This window comes from Streptomyces sp. IBSNAI002, assembly GCF_052244475.1.
In the GTDB taxonomy this organism is placed as follows: Bacteria; Actinomycetota; Actinomycetes; order Streptomycetales; family Streptomycetaceae; genus Streptomyces.
In genome coordinates, this window is record NZ_JBQPXG010000002.1 from 3,896,771 (window position 1) to 3,912,465 (window position 15,695).

A 15,695-nucleotide genomic window follows, 5' to 3' on the forward strand; every position below is an offset into this window, starting at 1 on the left:
AGTGCGCGCCAGTGCTGCCGTGGCGGCGGCCGCAGACACGGCCAGGGGGACGGTGAGGATGATGGACGCGACAACGGGCGCGGGCTCGGCGGTCATTCAGGGCACACCGGCGGGCCCACCCGGCCCCTCCCCGGCGCAGCCGGCGCCCACCGGGGGCACGGACGGCCGCGGCACCCCGGGCCTGCCCGGGTCCGGCCCGGCGGCCCACGGGCACGGCACGGCCCACGCACACGGCGCGGCGGCAGGGCCCGGCGGGCCGGACGCGGCCGGGCCGGCCACGCACGGCCGCGATGCCGGCCACGGCGTCGCGCACGTGCGGGGGCCCGCCGCCGGCAGGCGGGTCGGGGCGCCCGTCACCGGGCTCTGGGGGCGGCTCGAGCAGCAGGACTTCCGCAGCCGGGTCCGCGGGACCCTCCTCGGCTCCGCCATCGGCGACGCCTTCGGCGCACCCGCCGGCCGGCTCACCCTCGACGCCATCCGCGCGGCGCACGGCCCGGACGGCCTGACCACGCCCACCGCCACCCCCGTCACCGCCGCCACCCAGCTCACCCTCTTCACGGTGGACGGCCTCATACGGGCCCACGTACGCCGCGACGCCGGCACCTGGCACCCGCCCACCGACGTCCACCGCGCCTACCTCCGCTGGGCCGCCACCCAGCACGACTGGGGCCCCGACGAACGCCGCAAGGACAACGGCTGGCTCGCCGCGCAGGAGTGGCTCTACGCCCGCCGCGACCCCGACCGCGCCTGCCTGACCGGCTTCGCCGACGACACCCTCGGCACCCCCGCCCAGCCGAAGAACCCCACCGCCCGCGACGCGGCCGCCGCCACCCGCTCCGCCCCCTTCGGCCTGCTCGTCGGCTGGGAGCCGGCCCTGGTCCTCCAGCTGGCCGTCGAATGCGCCACGCAGAGCCACGGCCACCCCGCCGCGTACCTCTCGGCCGGCGCCTTCGCCCTCGTCGTCCACGGCCTGACCCGCGGCGAGTCCCTGGACTCCGCCGTCCAGCGCGCCCTCGGCCAGCTCGGCACCCGCCCCGGGCACCAGCCCGTCACCGACGTCCTCCAGCGCGCCCTGGCCGCCGTCACCGAGGGCGCGCCCGGCCCCGCGACCGTCGAAGACCTCGCGGCCGACGGGGACGCCGCAGCCGCCCTCGCCACCGCCGTCTACTGCGCCCTGGTCGCCGAGGACGTCCCGCACGGCCTGCGCCTCGCCGTCAACCACGGCGGGGACTCCACCGCCGCCGGAGCCCTGTGCGGAGCCCTCCTCGGCGCGCTGCACGGCGAGACCGCCCTCCCGGCCGCCTGGCTCGCCGAACTCGAAGGCCGCGCCACGCTCCTGGAGCTCGCCGACGACTTCGCCCTGGAGATGACCCAGGGCCCGTCCCTCCACGGCCCCACCGCCACCTCCCCGGGCTGGCTGGCCCGCTACCCGCGCGGCTGACAAGGCGGCCGCCGGCCGACACCGATCTGACGCCCCCTCAACAATCGGGCTCCCAGGCCGTACCGTTGCGGGTCCCACGTCTCGGAGGTGTCAGAAGCCATGCGGATCGCCACGACCATCTTCCTCACCGACCGCACCGTCTCGCCCGTCCGCCTCGCACGCAGCCTGGAGGAGCGGGGCTTCGCCGGGCTCTACCTGCCGGAGCACACCCACATCCCGGTCGTCCGTGACACCGCCGCCCCGATGGGCGGAGACCTCCCCGAGATGTACGGGCGCACGCTCGACCCGTTCGTGGCCCTCGGGCAGGCCGCCGCCGTGACCGAGCGGCTCCACCTCGGCACCGGCATCACGCTCGTGGCGCAGCACGACCCGATCGGCCTCGCCAAGCAGATCGCCACCCTCGACCACCTCTCCGGCGGCCGCTTCACCCTCGGCATCGGCTACGGCTGGAACGTCGAGGAGGCCGCCGACCACGGGGTCGAATGGCGCACCCGCCGCGAACTGGTCCGCGACCGGATGGCCCTGATGCGTGCCCTGTGGGCCCCGGAACCCACCGCGTACGTCGGCGAGTTCTCTTCCGTCCAGGCCAGCTCCGCCCATCCGAAGCCGGTCCAGACCCCGCGCGAACTGGGCCCCGGCGTCCCCCTGTACGGCCCCCGCACCCTGATCGGCGGCCAGGCCGGGCCGAAGCTGTTCACCGCCATCGCCGACCACTCCGACGGCTGGCTGCCGATCGGCGGCGGCGGCCTCACCGAGTCCCTGCCGGTGCTGCGCCGGTTCTGGGAGACCGCCGGCCGCGACCCGAAGTCCCTCCAGGTGGTCCCGTACGCCGTCCAGCCCACCCCCGGCAAGATGGGCCACTACGCCGACCTCGGCATCGAGGAGGTCGTCCTCCAGCTCCCCTCGGCCCCGGAGGCGGAGGTCCTGCGCACCCTGGACGAGTTCGCCCGCTACCTCTGACCCGGGACGGCCGCCTCTCCCGCAGGCGGCCCCCCGGCGGCGGGGGGTAGCGTGGACAGAGGTGCACCGCCCCGGCCGTCGGCGGCGCCGACTGTCGGCTGCGTCTCATCCTCTGCGCAAGGAGGACATACGCATGTCCAGAGCACTGCGATGCGCGTCCGTACTGCTCCTCGCACTCGCCGGAGCACTGGGCCACGCCCCCGGCGCGGTCGCCGACGACCCCAAGAACCTGCGGACCGGGGAGTGCTTCACCACGGACGACGACCTGAAGGACTACGAGGACGACGGCAGCGGCACGGGCCGCACCTCGGTGACAGTGGTGCCCTGCGACCAGCCCCACGAGGGGGAGGTGTACGCCACCTTCGCCGTCCATGCCCGGGAAGTACCCGGGCATGGAGAAGATCGCCTCCCTCGCCACCGAGAAGTGCGTCGACACCACGGCGCTCCACGACTACGTGGGAGGCAAGGAACTGCCGAAGGAGCTGCACGTCTACTACTACGGCCCGCTCGCCACCGGGTGGGGCCTCGGGGACCGCGAGATCACCTGCTTCGTGGGCTACGAGACGGGCACCAGCACCGGCTCGGTCCGCGACGCCGCGCCCTAGCCCAGCTCCGCCCAGACGGTCTTGCCGACCAGCCGGTCCGTCACCCCCCAGTGGGCGGCGACGGCATCGACGATGCGGAGCCCGTAACCGGATTCGGCCTGGTAGGCGTGGGGCAGCGGAACGGGCCGCCGGTCGCGGCGCGGGTCCGACACCTCGATCCGGACCACCCCCTCCAGCAGCACCATCCGCAGCTCGAAGTCCCGCCCGGGCACCCGGCCGTGGGTGACGGCGTTGGCGGCGAGCTCGGCGACGACGAGCCCGGCGTCGGCGGACAGCCCGGTGGATTCGGGGATGCCCCAGGCGTGGAGTTCCACGAGGGCCAGCTGACGGGCGAGACGGGCTCCACGTCGGGTGGAACTGAAACGCTGAGTGAACGTGCGTGCGAGGGTCCCGGCGGGGGTGAGGGGTGCGGTCATGGCAGCAACATCCCGTGCGGCCAGGGCCGTTCCCAGCACGGCAACCGCTACTTTTCAACTGTACGAGTCGAGTATCTGGACAGTAGCGGTCACCGTCCGTGAGCCTGAGTGCCGGGAGGTGACCGTGACGACGCATGCGCATGCCGAAGAGAGCGGTGACGGCGAGGTCGAGCCGGACAACGACCTGCGGAACTTCGGCGAGGTGGTCAAGGCCTCCCGCAAACGGGCCGGCCTGACCCAGGAGCAGCTGGGGACGAAGATCCGCTACTCGGTCCAGTACGTCGGCTCGGTCGAACAGGGCCGACGCCACCCGTCGACGAAGTTCGTCGACCGGACGGAAGAGGCCCTGAACGCCTTCGGCGTCATCCACATCGCGGCGGCCCAGCTGACGCGACGGCGGGGCCTGGCCAGGTGGTTCAGGCGGTGGGCGGAACTGGAGGAGAAGGCGCTGGCCCTGAACACGTACGAGTGCCGGTCGGTTCCGGGGCTCTTACAGACGGAGGCCTACGCCCGGGTCCAGATCCGGGACGTCCCTCCGCTGGCGAGGCCAGAGGAGGCGGAGGCGCGCGTCGCCTTCCGACTGACCCGGCAGGCCCTGCTCCACAAAACCCCTTACGTCGCCTTCAGTTTCATCATCGAGCAGGCGGTGATCGAACGGCAGACGGGAGGCCCGGAGGTGACCCGCGAGCTGATCGACCACCTGCTGGAGGTCGGAAGGCTGCCCAATGTGGACCTCCAGATCATGCCGACGGTCAGCCCGGAACACGCAGGTACCGACGGCCCCTTCTGCCTCCTCGAAACTCAGGAGCACGAGTGGCTGGGATACACCGAAGGTCCTCAGATGGGCCAGGTCATCTCTGACCCGAAAGCGGTCAGCAATCTCCATCAGCAATATGCCAAACTTCGCATCCAGGCCCTCAATCCTGCGGACAGCGCGGGCCTGTTGATGCGAATGCGAGGATCCCTGTGAACAGCTCCCGGCTCCGGTGGTTCAAGAGCAGCTACAGCAGCAGCCAGGGCGACAACTGCGTCGAGGTCGCCCTCTCCTGGCACAAGTCCACGTACAGCGGCAGCCAGGGCGACGACTGCGTCGAGGTCGCAGCCTGTACGGAAGCCGTGCACGTCCGGGACTCCAAGGTGACGGCCGGGCCCGAGCTGGCCGTCGGCCCCGCCGCCTGGGGCGTCTTCCTGGGCGGGGTCACCGCCGACCGCTGAGCTACGCCTCGTACGGGAACCGGGCGGGCGGGGTCTCGCGCGCGAAGAAGGTCTTGGCGCGGGTCATCGCCCGCTCGTCGTCGCGCACCTGGCCGGGCCGGGAGCCGTTGCCGAGCAGTACCCCGCCGAACCGCATCCGCATGTACGCGGCCGAGTGGTTGAGGCTGGTGATCAGCCCGTCGGCGACCTCCTCCTCTTCGTGGGCCAGGGCGGTGACGCCCCACAGCGTCCGGCCCGCCATCCGCTTCTTGAAGTCCAGGCCGGGCACGCCCAGCCAGCCCGACCAGTAGTCCAGGTAGCGCTTGGTCTGTGCGGAGAGGGAGTACCAGTACAGCGGCGAGGCGATGACGATGTCGGTGGCCTCCAGCGTGACCCGCCGCAGCTCTTCCTCGGTCTCCCCGACCGGCCAGCCGCCGGTCTCGTGCCGGCCGTCCTGGAAGTCGGGCAGCGGCAGCTGCGCCAGGTCCACCCAGCGCTGCGGGGTGCCGGCGGGCAGTTGCTCGGCGGCGGCGCGGGCCAGGATCTCGGTGTTGCCGTCGGGCCGGGAGCTGCCGAGGACGAAGAGGAACGAGCGGTCCGTGTCATGCGCTGCGTCGGTGGTCATGGTGCGTGCAACTGCCGTGCCCGGCGGCACATTCCCACCCTGCGCACCGCCCTGCGCACCACCGCCGCGCGGTCACGGGCGGGTTCCGTACGCTGCACCGCATGATCGATTCACGTACGCACGTCCGCGTCGCCCGCCCCTCCCTCGACCTGGCCGCCGCCGAGCGGTTCTACGTCGACGGGCTCGGGCTCGACGTGCTGTGGCGCACCGCCGAGAGCGTGCCCGGGGAGCACGACCTGCTCATGGTCGGGCCCGCCGGGGGCGGTTGGCACTTCGAGCTGACGCGTGACGCCGGGAACCCGGTCGCGCCCTCCCCCACCGCCGACGACCTCTTCGTCGTCTACCTGGGCGGGGCCCCCGACGAGGCCCTCGTCCAGCGGCTCGTCGCGCACGGCGGGACCCGGGTCGCCGCCCACAACCCGTACTGGGACGAGTGGGGTGTCACCGTCGCCGACCCCGACGGCTACCGCCTGGTGCTCTGCTCCCGCACCTGGGGCTGAGCCGCCGGGGCGCTCCGGGAAGCCCTCAGCCGACCTTCGGGGCGCTGGGGAGGCCGCTGGACAGGGCGCTGCCCGCGCCCGAAAGGGAGGAGTCGGTGGCCTTGGTCGCGGATCCGGCCGCCGCGGCGGTCGCGCCGAGCGCGGTCTTGGTGTCCTGGACGGTCTGGGCGGGGTGGTCGACGATGTCGATCACGCGGTCGGCGACCGGCGGCGCCTTGGCCGGCTCGTCGGCGTGGGCGGCGACGGGGCTGAGTGCGAGGGCGGCCCCGCCGGAGAGGAGCAGGGCGGAAAGGGTGCGCTTCATGGCATTCATGCCGTGCCCAACGACCCCGCCACTGCCCGGGTCACCCCCTCGTCCCGGCCGTTGCGCGCATCGGATGTCCGGCGGCACGCACCGCGGCCCCGGATCGGGGGGATCGATCCGGGGCCGCGGCGCTGACTCGCCAGGTGGCGTGGGGTGGGGCCGAGCGGGGCCGGGTGGGGTCAGTCCTCGACCACCAGGGCCGGGGTGGACTTGGTGAGGACCTCGCCGCGGAAGAAGGCCGGGCTGCGGCGTTCGGTGATGAACATGATCACCAGGCCGAGGGCCAGCAGGCCGACGCCGATGACGAAGACGTTGCCGACGCCCACGCCCGGGAGGGTGGAGCCGGAGCCGTAGGCCGGGTCGTAGGCGTCGTACAGGGTCTTGAAGAAGACCGCGGCCAGCAGCAGGCCGCCCAGGACCGGGAAGACACCCTTGAAGAACAGGTCGCGGGCGGAGCGGCGCAGGTCGCCGCGGAAGTACCAGACGCAGGCGAAGGCCGTCAGTGAGTAGTAGAAGCAGATCATCAGGCCGAGCGCGAAGATCGTGTCGGTCAGGACGTTCTCGCTGACCAGCGTCATCACGGTGTAGAAGGCGCCGGTGGCGACACCCGCCACGACGGTGGCGCGGCCCGGGGTCTTGAACCGCTCGTGGACCTTGGCGTACGCGGGCGGCAGGGCCTCGTAGGTCGACATGGCGAGCACCGTCCGGGCCACCGGGATGAAGGTGGTCTGGAGGGAGGCGGCGGCCGAGGCCAGGACCGCGACGAAGAGCAGGATGCCGAGCGCCGGGCCCATGACCGGGCCGGCGAGGGCGGCGAAGACGTTTCCGGAGGTCTCCTCGTTGCCGAGGCCGAGGCCCTCGCCGCCGGAGCCGACGGCCATCTGGGCGGCGACGCCGGTGGCCAGGTAGGAGCCGACGAGGACGACCATGGCGATGAGGGAGGCGCGGCCCGGGGTCTTCGTGGAGCCGGTGGTCTCCTCGTTGGTGGCCAGGCAGGCGTCCCAGCCCCAGTACATGAAGATCGAGAGCGAGAGTCCGGCGGTGAAGGCCGCCATGGACTCGACCGCGAAGGGGTTCATCCAGGACCAGGAGAAGTCCAGGCCGGTGTCGAAGGTGCCGGCGGAGGCCTTCTGGAAGGCCATCGCGACGAACACGGCGAGGACGACGAGCTGGAGGCCGACCAGGGCGTACTGGACGCCCTTGGTGGCCGTCATGCCGCGGTAGCTGATGGCGGTCGCGACGGCGATGAGGGTGAGGCAGGTGGCGATGTGGACGAGTTTGTTGTCGTCCAGCGCGGCGATCGATTCGTTGCCCGTGATCTCGCCGGCCAGCAGCCAGAAGTAGGAGGTGGCGACGCCGGCCAGGTTGGAGAGCACGATGATCGTGGCGATCACCAGGCCCCAGCCGCACATCCAGCCGATCCGCGGGCCGAAGGCCTTCACGGTCCAGGTGAAGGAGGTGCCGCAGTCCGGCATGGCCTTGTTGAGCTCGCGGTAGGCGAAGGCCACCAGGAGCATCGGCAGGAACCCGGCGAAGAAGATCGCGGGCATCTGCACTCCGACCTCACCGGCCGTGGAGCCGAGGGTCGAGGTCAGGCAGTAGACAGGGGCGACGGTCGAGATGCCGATGACGGCGCTTCCCACCAGGCCGACGGACCCCTTGCCGAGGCCCTTGCCGCGAACATCGCCCTCGGCGACGCCGCTTACCGTGTCTCCGGCCTGAGGCCGAACGTCCAGCTGAGTCATGAGTCAGGACGTTAGATGCTGCGCATTCCATATATGAGGGACGTAAGTCCGGACCCAAAGCCCCTGGATTGCCTTTGAATCCAGAGACCTCCGCCGTTCACGAGAACGCAATACAAGGTTCACGAACGAATCCAGCCACGGTTCAGCAGGCATTCAGGGAACTCTTTCGCCATACGGAAACCGCAGCCATGTCCGATTTGGGCGTTTTCAAAGTTTCCCTCGTGACTTTGTGGTGACCACCGGTAACCCGCTTCGGCCCACGGGTCGCATGGGCCAGACTGACCCCATGCCCACGGCCGACGAACTCCTCAGCGCCGACACCGTCGGCGACCTGGCACGACGGCTGGCCCGCGCGGCCGGCCGCCGGACCTCGCCCGCCCTGCGCGAGAGCGCCGGCGCACTCGACGGCCTGTCGTACAGCGCGCGCGTCGCCGCCGTCCGCGACGCCGTCCTCGCCGACCTGCCCGACGACTGGACCGGCTTCGAGGCCGTCGTGCGCACCGCACTGGCCGACCCGGGCTTCGACGGCTGGATGACCCTCCCCGTCGACGAGGCCGTGGCCGTGCGGGGACTGAAGGTGTTCGAGCCCGGCCTCGCGCTGCTGCACGACCTCACGCCGCGGCTGACCGCCGAATCCGCCGTACGGCCCTTCCTGCGCGCCGACCCGGCCCGCGCGCTGGCCGTCGTACGGGACTGGCCCGCCGATCCCGACCCGCACGTGCGCCGCCTCGCCAGCGAGGGGACCCGGCCGCGGCTGCCGTGGGCTCCGCAGCTGCCCGCCTTCGTCGCCGACCCCCGCCCGGCGCTGCCGGTGCTCGACGCCCTGTACCGCGACGAGTCGGAGTACGTGCGCCGGTCCGTCTCCAACCACCTCAACGACATCAGCCGGGACCACCCCGCGCTCGCCGTGGAGACCGCGGCCGGATGGCTGGGCGGGGGCGAGGTCCCGCCCACGACGGATCGCGTCGTCCGGCACGGACTGCGCACCCTGATCAAGGCCGGCCGGCCCGACGCGCTGACCCTGCTCGGGCACTCCCCCGACGTCCCGGTCACGGTGACGGGACCGGTGGTCCGCACGCCCCGGATCTCCGTGGGCGACCACCTCGTCTTCGACTACGCCCTCACCAACACCGGCGGCGAGCCGGCCGAGCTGGTGGTGGACTACGTCGTCCACCACACGAAGGCGAACGGCAGCCGCACCCCGAAGGTCTTCAAGCTCACCACCCGCGCCCTGGCCCCCGGCGAGACCCTCACCGGCACCAAGCGCCACTCCTTCAAACCCATCACCACCCGCCGCTACCACTCCGGCGAGCACCTGGTGCAGTTGCAGGTCAACGGCCGGGTCCGGGGCGAGGCCGCGTTCGCGCTGGACGCGCCCCGCACCGGTCCGGCCGTGGTCTAGGGGACGCCGTCAGGTGGTCCAGACGATCGACTGGATCTCGCTGTAGGCGTGGAGCGCGTACGAGCCGACGTCGCGTCCCACACCGGACCGTTTGAAGCCGCCGAACGGCGCCTCCATGTTCCGGCCGATGGTGTTCACGCCCACCCCGCCCGAGCGGAGCCGCCGGGCCACGCGGAAGGCGCGTGCCGCGTCCCCCGACCAGACGTAGCTGATCAGCCCGAAGTCGGAGTCGTTGGCCAGGGCCACGGCCTCCTCCTCCGTGTCGAAGGGGACGACCACGACGACCGGGCCGAAGATCTCCTCGCGGACCACCCGCATGTCGTTGGTGCAGTCCACCAGCAGGGTCGGGGCCACGTAGAAGCCCTTGCCGTCCGGGCGGACCGACGGCCGGTCACCGCCGACCGCGATCCGCGCGCCCTCCTTGCGGCCCAGCTCGACGTACGACTCCACCCGGTCGCGGTGGGCCGCGGAGATGACCGGGCCGACCACCGTGCCCTGCGCCGCCGGTTCGCCGACCTTCATGAAGGCCAGGTATCCGGTCAGCTTCTCCACCAGCGCGTCGTGGACGGACCGGTGCACGATCACCCGGGTCGGGGCGGTGCAGATCTGCCCGGAGTAGAAGGAGAAGGTGGTGCCGATGCCCATCATCGCGGCGTCCAGGTCGGCGTCCTCGAAGACGACCGCCGCGCCCTTCCCGCCCAGCTCCATGAGCTGCCGCTTCATGGACCGCCCGCACACCTCGGCGATGCGCTGCCCGACCGCCGTGGAGCCGGTGAAGGACACCATGTCCACGTCCGGGGAGTCCACGGCCGCCTCGCCGACCGCCACCGACTGGCCGTTGACCACGTTCACCACACCGGCCGGGACCCCCGCCTCCGCGAGCGCCTCGGCCATCTTGAACACCGACAGCGGGTCCTGCGGGGCCGGTTTGACCACCACCGTGTTGCCCATGGCCAGCGCCGGGGCCACCTTGCCCGCCGGGTTCGCCCACGGGTTGTTGTAGGAGGTGATGCAGGTGACCACACCGACCGGCTGGCGCACCTCCAGCGCACCGAGGATGCCCGCCTTCCCCATCGGGCCGGCCTCCGTCACCTGCGGCGCAAGGCCCTTCTCCACGGGTTCGAGGGCTCCGCGGGCGTACCGCCGGAACCGGGCCACGCCCACCCCGACCTGCATGCCCCGGGCGATGCCCGTCGGCGCGCCGGTCTCGGCCTGGGCGAGCGCGGTCCACGGCTCGTACTCGCGCTGGATGATGTCGGCGGCCCGGTCCAGGATCACGGCCCGCTCCTCCGGCCTCGTACGGGACCAGGCGCCGAAGGCCTCGGCCGCGGCGCGCGCCGCCTCGGCGACCTGCGCCGGGGACGCCTCGGGCGCGAGCCCGACGACCGACTCGTCCGCCGGGTTGACCACCTCGTAGTGGCCGCCCGCCGGTTCCACCCACTCACCGCCGATGAAGAGCCTGCCCGCCTCGTGCCTCTGCGTTTCGGTCACCGCGTGCTCACCGTCCTCGTGTCCCTGCCCGACCGGAGCACGGTGCCCGGGACCGCGCCCGTCACTTCGTCGTCGCGGATGGTCTCCACGCCGTTGACCCGTACCGAGACGATCCCGACGGCCCGCGCGTCCAGCCGCGGGCTGTCCCCGGGCAGGTCGTGGACCAGGGTCGCCGGCCCGGCGTCGATGCGCTCCGGGTCGAAGAGCACGAGGTCCGCGTGGTAGCCCTCGGCGATCCGGCCGCGTTCGCGCAGCCCGAACAGCCGGGCGGGGTCCTCGGTGAGCATCCGTACCGCCTGCTCCAGCGGGACCAGCTTGCGGCCGCGCAGGCAGTCGCCGAGGAAGCGGGTCGTGTACGGGGCCCCGCACATGCGGTCGAGGTGCGCGCCGGCGTCGGAGCCGCCCAGCATGACGTCCTCGTGCTGCCAGGTCTCGGCTCGCAGGGCCCAGCTCGCCGGGTCGTTGTCGGTGGGCATCGGCCAGAGCACCGTGCGCAGGTCGTCGTTGGCGCAGATCTCCACCAGGCACTGGAAGGCGTCCTGGCCGCGCTCGGCGGCGATGTCGCCCACGACGCGGCCGGACAGGGACTCGTTCTCCTTGCTGTACGTGTCGCCGATGACGTAGCGGCCGAAGTTGGCGAGGCGGCGGAAGACCCCGGCCTCCTTGGAGGCGGCCCGCTCCAGCATCACGGCGCGTACGGCCGGGTCGCGCAGCTTCTCGATCCGCTCGGGGACGGGCAGTCCGAGGACGTCCCCCCAGCCGGGGATGAGGTTGAGCGCGCAGAAGGTGCCGAGCGACATGTTCATGGGGGTGAGGATCGGCATGGTCAGGGCGACGATCCGGCCGCCGGCCTCGCGGGCGCGCTCGCTCGGGACGAGCTGGCGCGGGACCCGTTCCGGGACGGAGGCGTCGATGGTGAGGACGTTCCAGTTCAGCGGGCGGCCGGCGGCGGCGCTCATCTCGACGAAGAGGTCGATCTCCGCGTCGGAGAACTGGTCGAGGCAGCCGGCGACAATGGCTTCGAGCTGGGTGCCCTCGTGTTCGGCGACCGCATTGGAGAGGGCGAGGAGTTCGGCGGGTCTGGCGTGCCGGGAGGCGACGGGGGCGCCGGAGCCGTCGGAGTGGGTGGAGGACTGGGTGGTGGACAGGCCCCAGGCACCGGCGTTCATGGCGTCGTGGAAGAGGTCGAGCATCTCCTGCATCTGCTCGGGGGTGGGCTGCCCGCCGACGGCGTCCTCACCCATCACGTGACGGCGCAGGGCGCAGTGGCCGACCATGAACCCGGCGTTGACGGCGATCCGGCCCTCGAGGGCGTCGAGGTACTCGCCGAAGCTCGACCAGGTCCAGTCGACGCCCTCCTCCAGGGCCGTGAGGGCCATGCCCTCGACCTTGCTCATCATGCGGCGCGTGTAGTCGGCGTCTTCGGGGCGGGCCGGGTTGAGCGGGGCCAGGGTGAAGCCGCAGTTGCCGCCGGCGACGGTGGTGACGCCGTGGTTCATGGAGGGGGTGGCGTACGGGTCCCAGAAGAGCTGGGCGTCGTAGTGCGTGTGGGGGTCGACGAAGCCGGGGGCCAGGACGAGGCCGGTGGCGTCCTCACTGGTGCGGGCCTCTTCGGTGACCGTGCCGATGGCGACGATGCGGCCGTCGCGTATGCCGACGTCTGCGATGCGGGCGGGGGCGCCGGTGCCGTCCACGACGGTGGCGCCCTTGATCAGGTGGTCGAGCATGACGTCCCTTCTGCCGGTGCGGTGTACAGGTGCGGCGCCGTTCCTGGGGCTCCGCCCCAGACCCCGCGCCTCAAACGCCGGCGGGCTGGACTATCCAGCCCCGCCGGCGTTTGAGGCGCGGGGGTTCGGGGGCGGAGCCCCCGCAGCGGCGCCGCACCTGCGGGTGGAGGCTGGGCCCCGGCCGGTGGCCGCCCGGCCGGGGCCGGTGCGGGGCGGCGGTCCGGGAAGACGCCGCCCCTGTCCGGGGGGTCGGGGGTCGGGGACGCGGCCCCTGTACCCCCGCCGGGCCTAGCGCTACGCGGCCTCGCGGAAGCGCGTCGTGCGGTGGACCGGATCCGTGTCGATCTCCGGGATCACGTGCTCGCCGATCAGCTTGATCGTGGTCATCGTGTCCTCGTACGACACCCCGGTCGGCAGCCCGAAGGAGAGCTGGTCCGCTCCGGCCTGCTCCCAGCGCTTGCACTGCTGGAGGACCTCGGACGGGTCACCGCAGATCATCAGCTCCTCGGCGATCAGCAGCTCGATGATCTCCGCGTTGTACTCCGGCAGCAGCTCGGGCCACTGCGGGATGGCCTCGGGCCGCGGGAAGGTGTCGTGGTAGCGGAAGACCAGCGACTGGAAGCGGTTCATGTTGGCGTTGACCGCGATCTCGACGGCCTTGTCGTGGGTCTCGGCGCAGATCGCCGTCGAGGTGACCATGACGTTGTCGTTGACGAAGGCCCCGATGGCCTTGGCCTCTTGGATGGCCGTCTTGTACTGGTCGAGCACCCACTCCATGTCGGAGACCTTCTGCACGCTGAACCCCAGCACGCCCAGGCCCTTCTTCGCCGCCATCGCGTACGAGGAGGGGGAGCCGGCGGCGTACCACATGGCCGGGTGCGCCTTGCCGTACGGCTTGGGGAAGACCTTGCGCGGCGGCAGCGACCAGTGCTTGCCCTGGAACCCCTCGTATTCCTCCTGGAGGAACATCTTGGGGAACTCCGCGATGGTCTCCTCCCATATCTCCTTCGTGCCGTTCATGTCCTCGATGCCGGGCAGGAAGCCGAGGATCTCGTGGCTGCCCGCGCCGCGGCCGGTGCCGAACTCGAAGCGGCCCTTGGAGAGGTGGTCGAGCATGGCGACCTTCTCGGCCACCTTCACCGGGTGGTTCACCGGGGCGAGCGGGTTGAAGATGCCGGAGCCGAGGTGGATCCGCTCCGTGGCGTGCGCGAGGTATCCGAGGAAGACCTCGTTCGCCGACAGGTGCGAGTACTCCTCCAGGAAGTGGTGCTCGGAGGCCCAGGCGTACTTGAAGCCCGACTTGTCGCCCTGGATGACGTACTCGGTCTCCTCGATCAGCGCCTTGTGCTCTGCCTCGGGGTCGACCTTGGACCGTGACTCGGCCACGTATCCCTGCACGAAGAGCCCGAATTCCAAGGGGGTTCACCGTCCTTTGATTTCTGACGTTGCGTCAGATTCGATGTCTCGACTGTTCCATCGCCGGGGGCGGAGCGTCAATACCTGACGCTCCATCAGATACGACTAGAGGATGCTCACACCCGCCATCCAGCCGCCGTCGATCACGAACGGCTGGCCGGTGATGTACGAGGAGTCCTCGCTGGTCAGGAAGAGGGCCAGCTTCGCGATCTCCTCCGGCTGCCCGACCCGCCCCATCGGCACGACCCGCTTGTACAGCTGCGCCATCGCCTCGCGCGCCTCGTCCGTGAGCCCCGCCGGATCCAGCAGGCCGGGGTTGGCCATCGGGGTGTCCACGGCCCCCGGGCACATCGCGTTGACCCGGATCCCCTTGCCCGCCAGCTCCAGCGCGGCGACCCGGGTCAGGCCGAGGATGGCCGCCTTGGTGGCGGCGTACGTACCGACGTACGCCATGCCCGTCAGGCCGGTGTACGAGGAGGTGTTGACGATCGTGCCGCCGCCCGCCGCCTCGATCTCGGGGGCGACCGACTTGATGCCGAGGAAGGCGCCCACCTGGTTGACCTGGACCACCTGCTGGAACTCCTCCAGCGGGGTCGCGGTCAGCTCGTTGAAGCGCAGGATGCCCGCGTTGTTGACCAGGCCGTCGACCGGGCCGAAGGCCTCCCGCGCGACGGCTATCGCACCCGCCCAGTCCTCCTCGCGGCTCACGTCGAGGCGGACGTACCGGGCCCGGTCCTCGCCGATCTCCTTGGCCACGGCGGCGCCCTGCTCGTCCAGCACGTCACCGAGGAGCACCCTGGCCCCCTCGGCGGCGAAGAGGCGGGCCTCCTGCTCTCCCTGCCCGCGTGCGGCGCCGGTGATGATGACGACGCGTCCGTCCAGCTTTCCCATGCCGTACTCCCAGTCACTCGCGGCCTAGTCGTTGAGGAGGGGGCCCACCTCGGCCCCGAAAGCGGTGATCTGGTCCACGAGCTCGGCGCGGTCGCGGTTGCGGAAGCGGACCTGGATCTGGTCCACCCCGAGCGCCTTGTACTCCCGCAGGGACTCGGCGAGGACCTCCGCCTTGCCCGTGAGGGCGCGGCGGCCGGTGTCCCAGCCGGGCTCGCCGACGTACAGCGGCTCGGTGATCGCGCCGAACTCGACGGGGCCGGTGACCCCGGCCTCGGCACGCAGCTCCTTGATGCGGGCGATCTGCGCCGGGAGCTTCTCGCGCGGGTCGCCCTGCGGCAGCCAGCCGTCGCCGCGCAGCGCGGTCCGGCGGACGGCGGCGGGCGAGGAGCCGCCGACCCATACGGGGATCCGCTCCTGGGCGGGCCGGGGCAGCTGGCCGAGGTCCTTGAAGGAGAACAGCTCGCCCTCGAACTCCGGGTACTCCTCGGGGCCGAGCGCGGCCCGCAGCGCGTCGAGGGTCTCGTCGAGGACGGCCCCGCGGCGGGCGAAGTCCACGCCGAGGATCTCGAACTCCTCCTGGACGTGCCCGGCGCCGACGCCGAGGATCAGCCGGCCGCCGGACAGGTGGTCGAGGGTGGCGTACTGCTTGGCGCTGATCAGCGGGTGGCGCAGGCCCAGGATCGCGACGTGGCTGAGCAGCCGCACGTGCTCGGTGATGCCGGCGAGGAAGGACAGGGTGGCCACCGGGTCGTACCAGATGGTGCTCATGGGGCCGGCGAGCCGCCTCGGGATGGCCACGTGGTCGCAGGTGGCCACGTACCCGAAGCCGGCCCGGTCAGCGGCCCGCGCCACCTCGGCGAGGTCGGCGGCGGTGGCCGACGCCTCCCAGGGCTCGGCGTAGATGGTGCTCTGCGACTGGACCGGGAGCTGCATCCCGTAGACCAGCCGACCTTCCGGAAACACGCGCGCCATGCCGGA

Annotated in this window: 16 protein-coding genes; 7 read left to right on the forward strand and 9 right to left on the reverse strand. The window is 72.0% G+C overall.

What is annotated here, in order from left to right; translation table 11 throughout:
* Nucleotides 1-313 precede the first annotated feature (313 nt).
* The 3 genes from ACTVZO_RS18790 to ACTVZO_RS18800 all read left to right on the forward strand — a co-directional run bounded on the left by ACTVZO_RS18790 (nt 314) and on the right by ACTVZO_RS18800 (nt 3,006).
* Nucleotides 314-1,441, forward strand: a complete 1,128-nt coding sequence (locus ACTVZO_RS18790; RefSeq protein ID WP_443303217.1) for an ADP-ribosylglycohydrolase family protein — start codon at nt 314-316, stop codon at nt 1,439-1,441.
* Nucleotides 1,442-1,540: 99 nt separating this feature from the next.
* The gene (locus ACTVZO_RS18795; protein ID WP_443299490.1) at nt 1,541-2,401 is read left to right on the forward strand and encodes a TIGR03619 family F420-dependent LLM class oxidoreductase; all 861 of its coding nucleotides are present in this window, start codon (nt 1,541-1,543) and stop codon (nt 2,399-2,401) included.
* Between the two features lie 371 nt (nt 2,402-2,772).
* Nucleotides 2,773-3,006: a hypothetical protein gene (locus tag ACTVZO_RS18800; RefSeq protein ID WP_443299491.1), complete on the forward strand. Its 234-nt coding sequence runs from the start codon at nt 2,773-2,775 to the stop codon at nt 3,004-3,006.
* Here the strand turns inward: ACTVZO_RS18800 and ACTVZO_RS18805 are convergent.
* Nucleotides 3,003-3,422 (reverse strand): ATP-binding protein, encoded by a 420-nt coding sequence (locus ACTVZO_RS18805; protein WP_443299492.1) that lies wholly within the window; start codon nt 3,420-3,422, stop codon nt 3,003-3,005. The two genes, ACTVZO_RS18800 and ACTVZO_RS18805, sit on opposite strands and share 4 nt — an antisense overlap.
* Nucleotides 3,423-3,540: 118 nt before the next feature.
* Between ACTVZO_RS18805 and ACTVZO_RS18810 the strand changes: the two genes are divergently transcribed.
* Together ACTVZO_RS18810 and ACTVZO_RS18815 are read left to right on the forward strand one after the other, a co-directional pair.
* Entirely contained in the window at nt 3,541-4,392 is an 852-nt protein-coding gene (locus ACTVZO_RS18810; protein ID WP_443299493.1) for a helix-turn-helix domain-containing protein, read from the forward strand.
* Nucleotides 4,389-4,637: a DUF397 domain-containing protein gene (locus tag ACTVZO_RS18815; RefSeq protein WP_443299494.1), complete on the forward strand. Its 249-nt coding sequence runs from the start codon at nt 4,389-4,391 to the stop codon at nt 4,635-4,637. Before ACTVZO_RS18810 ends, ACTVZO_RS18815 begins: the two co-directional genes overlap by 4 nt.
* A gap of 1 nt (nt 4,638) precedes the next feature.
* Here ACTVZO_RS18815 and ACTVZO_RS18820 read toward each other — a convergent pair whose 3' ends face one another.
* Nucleotides 4,639-5,241 (reverse strand): flavodoxin family protein, encoded by a 603-nt coding sequence (locus ACTVZO_RS18820; protein ID WP_443299495.1) that lies wholly within the window; start codon nt 5,239-5,241, stop codon nt 4,639-4,641.
* A gap of 101 nt (nt 5,242-5,342) precedes the next feature.
* Here ACTVZO_RS18820 and ACTVZO_RS18825 point away from each other — a divergent pair, with 101 nt between their 5' ends.
* Entirely contained in the window at nt 5,343-5,741 is a 399-nt protein-coding gene (locus ACTVZO_RS18825) for a VOC family protein (RefSeq protein ID WP_443299496.1), read from the forward strand.
* Nucleotides 5,742-5,766: 25 nt separating this feature from the next.
* Here the strand turns inward: ACTVZO_RS18825 and ACTVZO_RS18830 are convergent, their stop codons facing one another.
* Entirely contained in the window at nt 5,767-6,045 is a 279-nt protein-coding gene (locus ACTVZO_RS18830; RefSeq protein ID WP_443299497.1) for a hypothetical protein, read from the reverse strand.
* A 179-nt stretch (nt 6,046-6,224) separates the two neighbouring features.
* On the reverse strand, nt 6,225-7,790 hold the full coding sequence (locus ACTVZO_RS18835; RefSeq protein ID WP_443299498.1) for an APC family permease: 1,566 nt from the start codon (nt 7,788-7,790) through the stop codon (nt 6,225-6,227).
* 286 nt (nt 7,791-8,076) lie between these two features.
* Here ACTVZO_RS18835 and ACTVZO_RS18840 point away from each other — a divergent pair, with 286 nt between their 5' ends.
* Nucleotides 8,077-9,192 (forward strand): DNA alkylation repair protein, encoded by a 1,116-nt coding sequence (locus ACTVZO_RS18840; protein ID WP_443299499.1) that lies wholly within the window; start codon nt 8,077-8,079, stop codon nt 9,190-9,192.
* Nucleotides 9,193-9,201: 9 nt separating this feature from the next.
* On the opposite strand, the gene ACTVZO_RS18845 is transcribed toward ACTVZO_RS18840, so the two are convergent.
* The 5 genes from ACTVZO_RS18845 to ACTVZO_RS18865 all read right to left on the reverse strand — a co-directional run bounded on the left by ACTVZO_RS18845 (nt 9,202) and on the right by ACTVZO_RS18865 (nt 15,689).
* On the reverse strand, nt 9,202-10,683 hold the full coding sequence (locus ACTVZO_RS18845; protein ID WP_443299500.1) for an aldehyde dehydrogenase family protein: 1,482 nt from the start codon (nt 10,681-10,683) through the stop codon (nt 9,202-9,204).
* Nucleotides 10,680-12,470 (reverse strand): N-acyl-D-amino-acid deacylase family protein, encoded by a 1,791-nt coding sequence (locus tag ACTVZO_RS18850; RefSeq protein ID WP_443303218.1) that lies wholly within the window; start codon nt 12,468-12,470, stop codon nt 10,680-10,682. Before ACTVZO_RS18850 ends, ACTVZO_RS18845 begins: the two co-directional genes overlap by 4 nt.
* A gap of 234 nt (nt 12,471-12,704) precedes the next feature.
* On the reverse strand, nt 12,705-13,826 hold the full coding sequence (locus ACTVZO_RS18855) for an LLM class flavin-dependent oxidoreductase (protein WP_443299501.1): 1,122 nt from the start codon (nt 13,824-13,826) through the stop codon (nt 12,705-12,707).
* A gap of 105 nt (nt 13,827-13,931) precedes the next feature.
* Nucleotides 13,932-14,717, reverse strand: coding sequence for an SDR family NAD(P)-dependent oxidoreductase (locus ACTVZO_RS18860; RefSeq protein ID WP_443299502.1), 786 nt, complete (start codon nt 14,715-14,717; stop codon nt 13,932-13,934).
* Between the two features lie 24 nt (nt 14,718-14,741).
* Nucleotides 14,742-15,689: an LLM class F420-dependent oxidoreductase gene (locus ACTVZO_RS18865; protein ID WP_443299503.1), complete on the reverse strand. Its 948-nt coding sequence runs from the start codon at nt 15,687-15,689 to the stop codon at nt 14,742-14,744.
* Between the last annotated feature and the right edge of the window lie 6 nt (nt 15,690-15,695).

Coding starts and splice junctions, on each gene's coding strand:
- ACTVZO_RS18795 (WP_443299490.1), top strand. CDS start 1,541: ATGCGGATCGCCACGACCATCTTCCTCACCGACCGCACCGTCTCGCCC.
- ACTVZO_RS18800 (WP_443299491.1), top strand. CDS start 2,773: ATGCCCGGGAAGTACCCGGGCATGGAGAAGATCGCCTCCCTCGCCACC.
- ACTVZO_RS18805 (WP_443299492.1), bottom strand. CDS start 3,422: ATGACCGCACCCCTCACCCCCGCCGGGACCCTCGCACGCACGTTCACT.
- ACTVZO_RS18820 (WP_443299495.1), bottom strand. CDS start 5,241: ATGACCACCGACGCAGCGCATGACACGGACCGCTCGTTCCTCTTCGTC.
- ACTVZO_RS18825 (WP_443299496.1), top strand. CDS start 5,343: ATGATCGATTCACGTACGCACGTCCGCGTCGCCCGCCCCTCCCTCGAC.
- ACTVZO_RS18830 (WP_443299497.1), bottom strand. CDS start 6,045: ATGAAGCGCACCCTTTCCGCCCTGCTCCTCTCCGGCGGGGCCGCCCTC.
- ACTVZO_RS18835 (WP_443299498.1), bottom strand. CDS start 7,790: ATGACTCAGCTGGACGTTCGGCCTCAGGCCGGAGACACGGTAAGCGGC.
- ACTVZO_RS18840 (WP_443299499.1), top strand. CDS start 8,077: ATGCCCACGGCCGACGAACTCCTCAGCGCCGACACCGTCGGCGACCTG.
- ACTVZO_RS18860 (WP_443299502.1), bottom strand. CDS start 14,717: ATGGGAAAGCTGGACGGACGCGTCGTCATCATCACCGGCGCCGCACGC.
- ACTVZO_RS18865 (WP_443299503.1), bottom strand. CDS start 15,689: ATGGCGCGCGTGTTTCCGGAAGGTCGGCTGGTCTACGGGATGCAGCTC.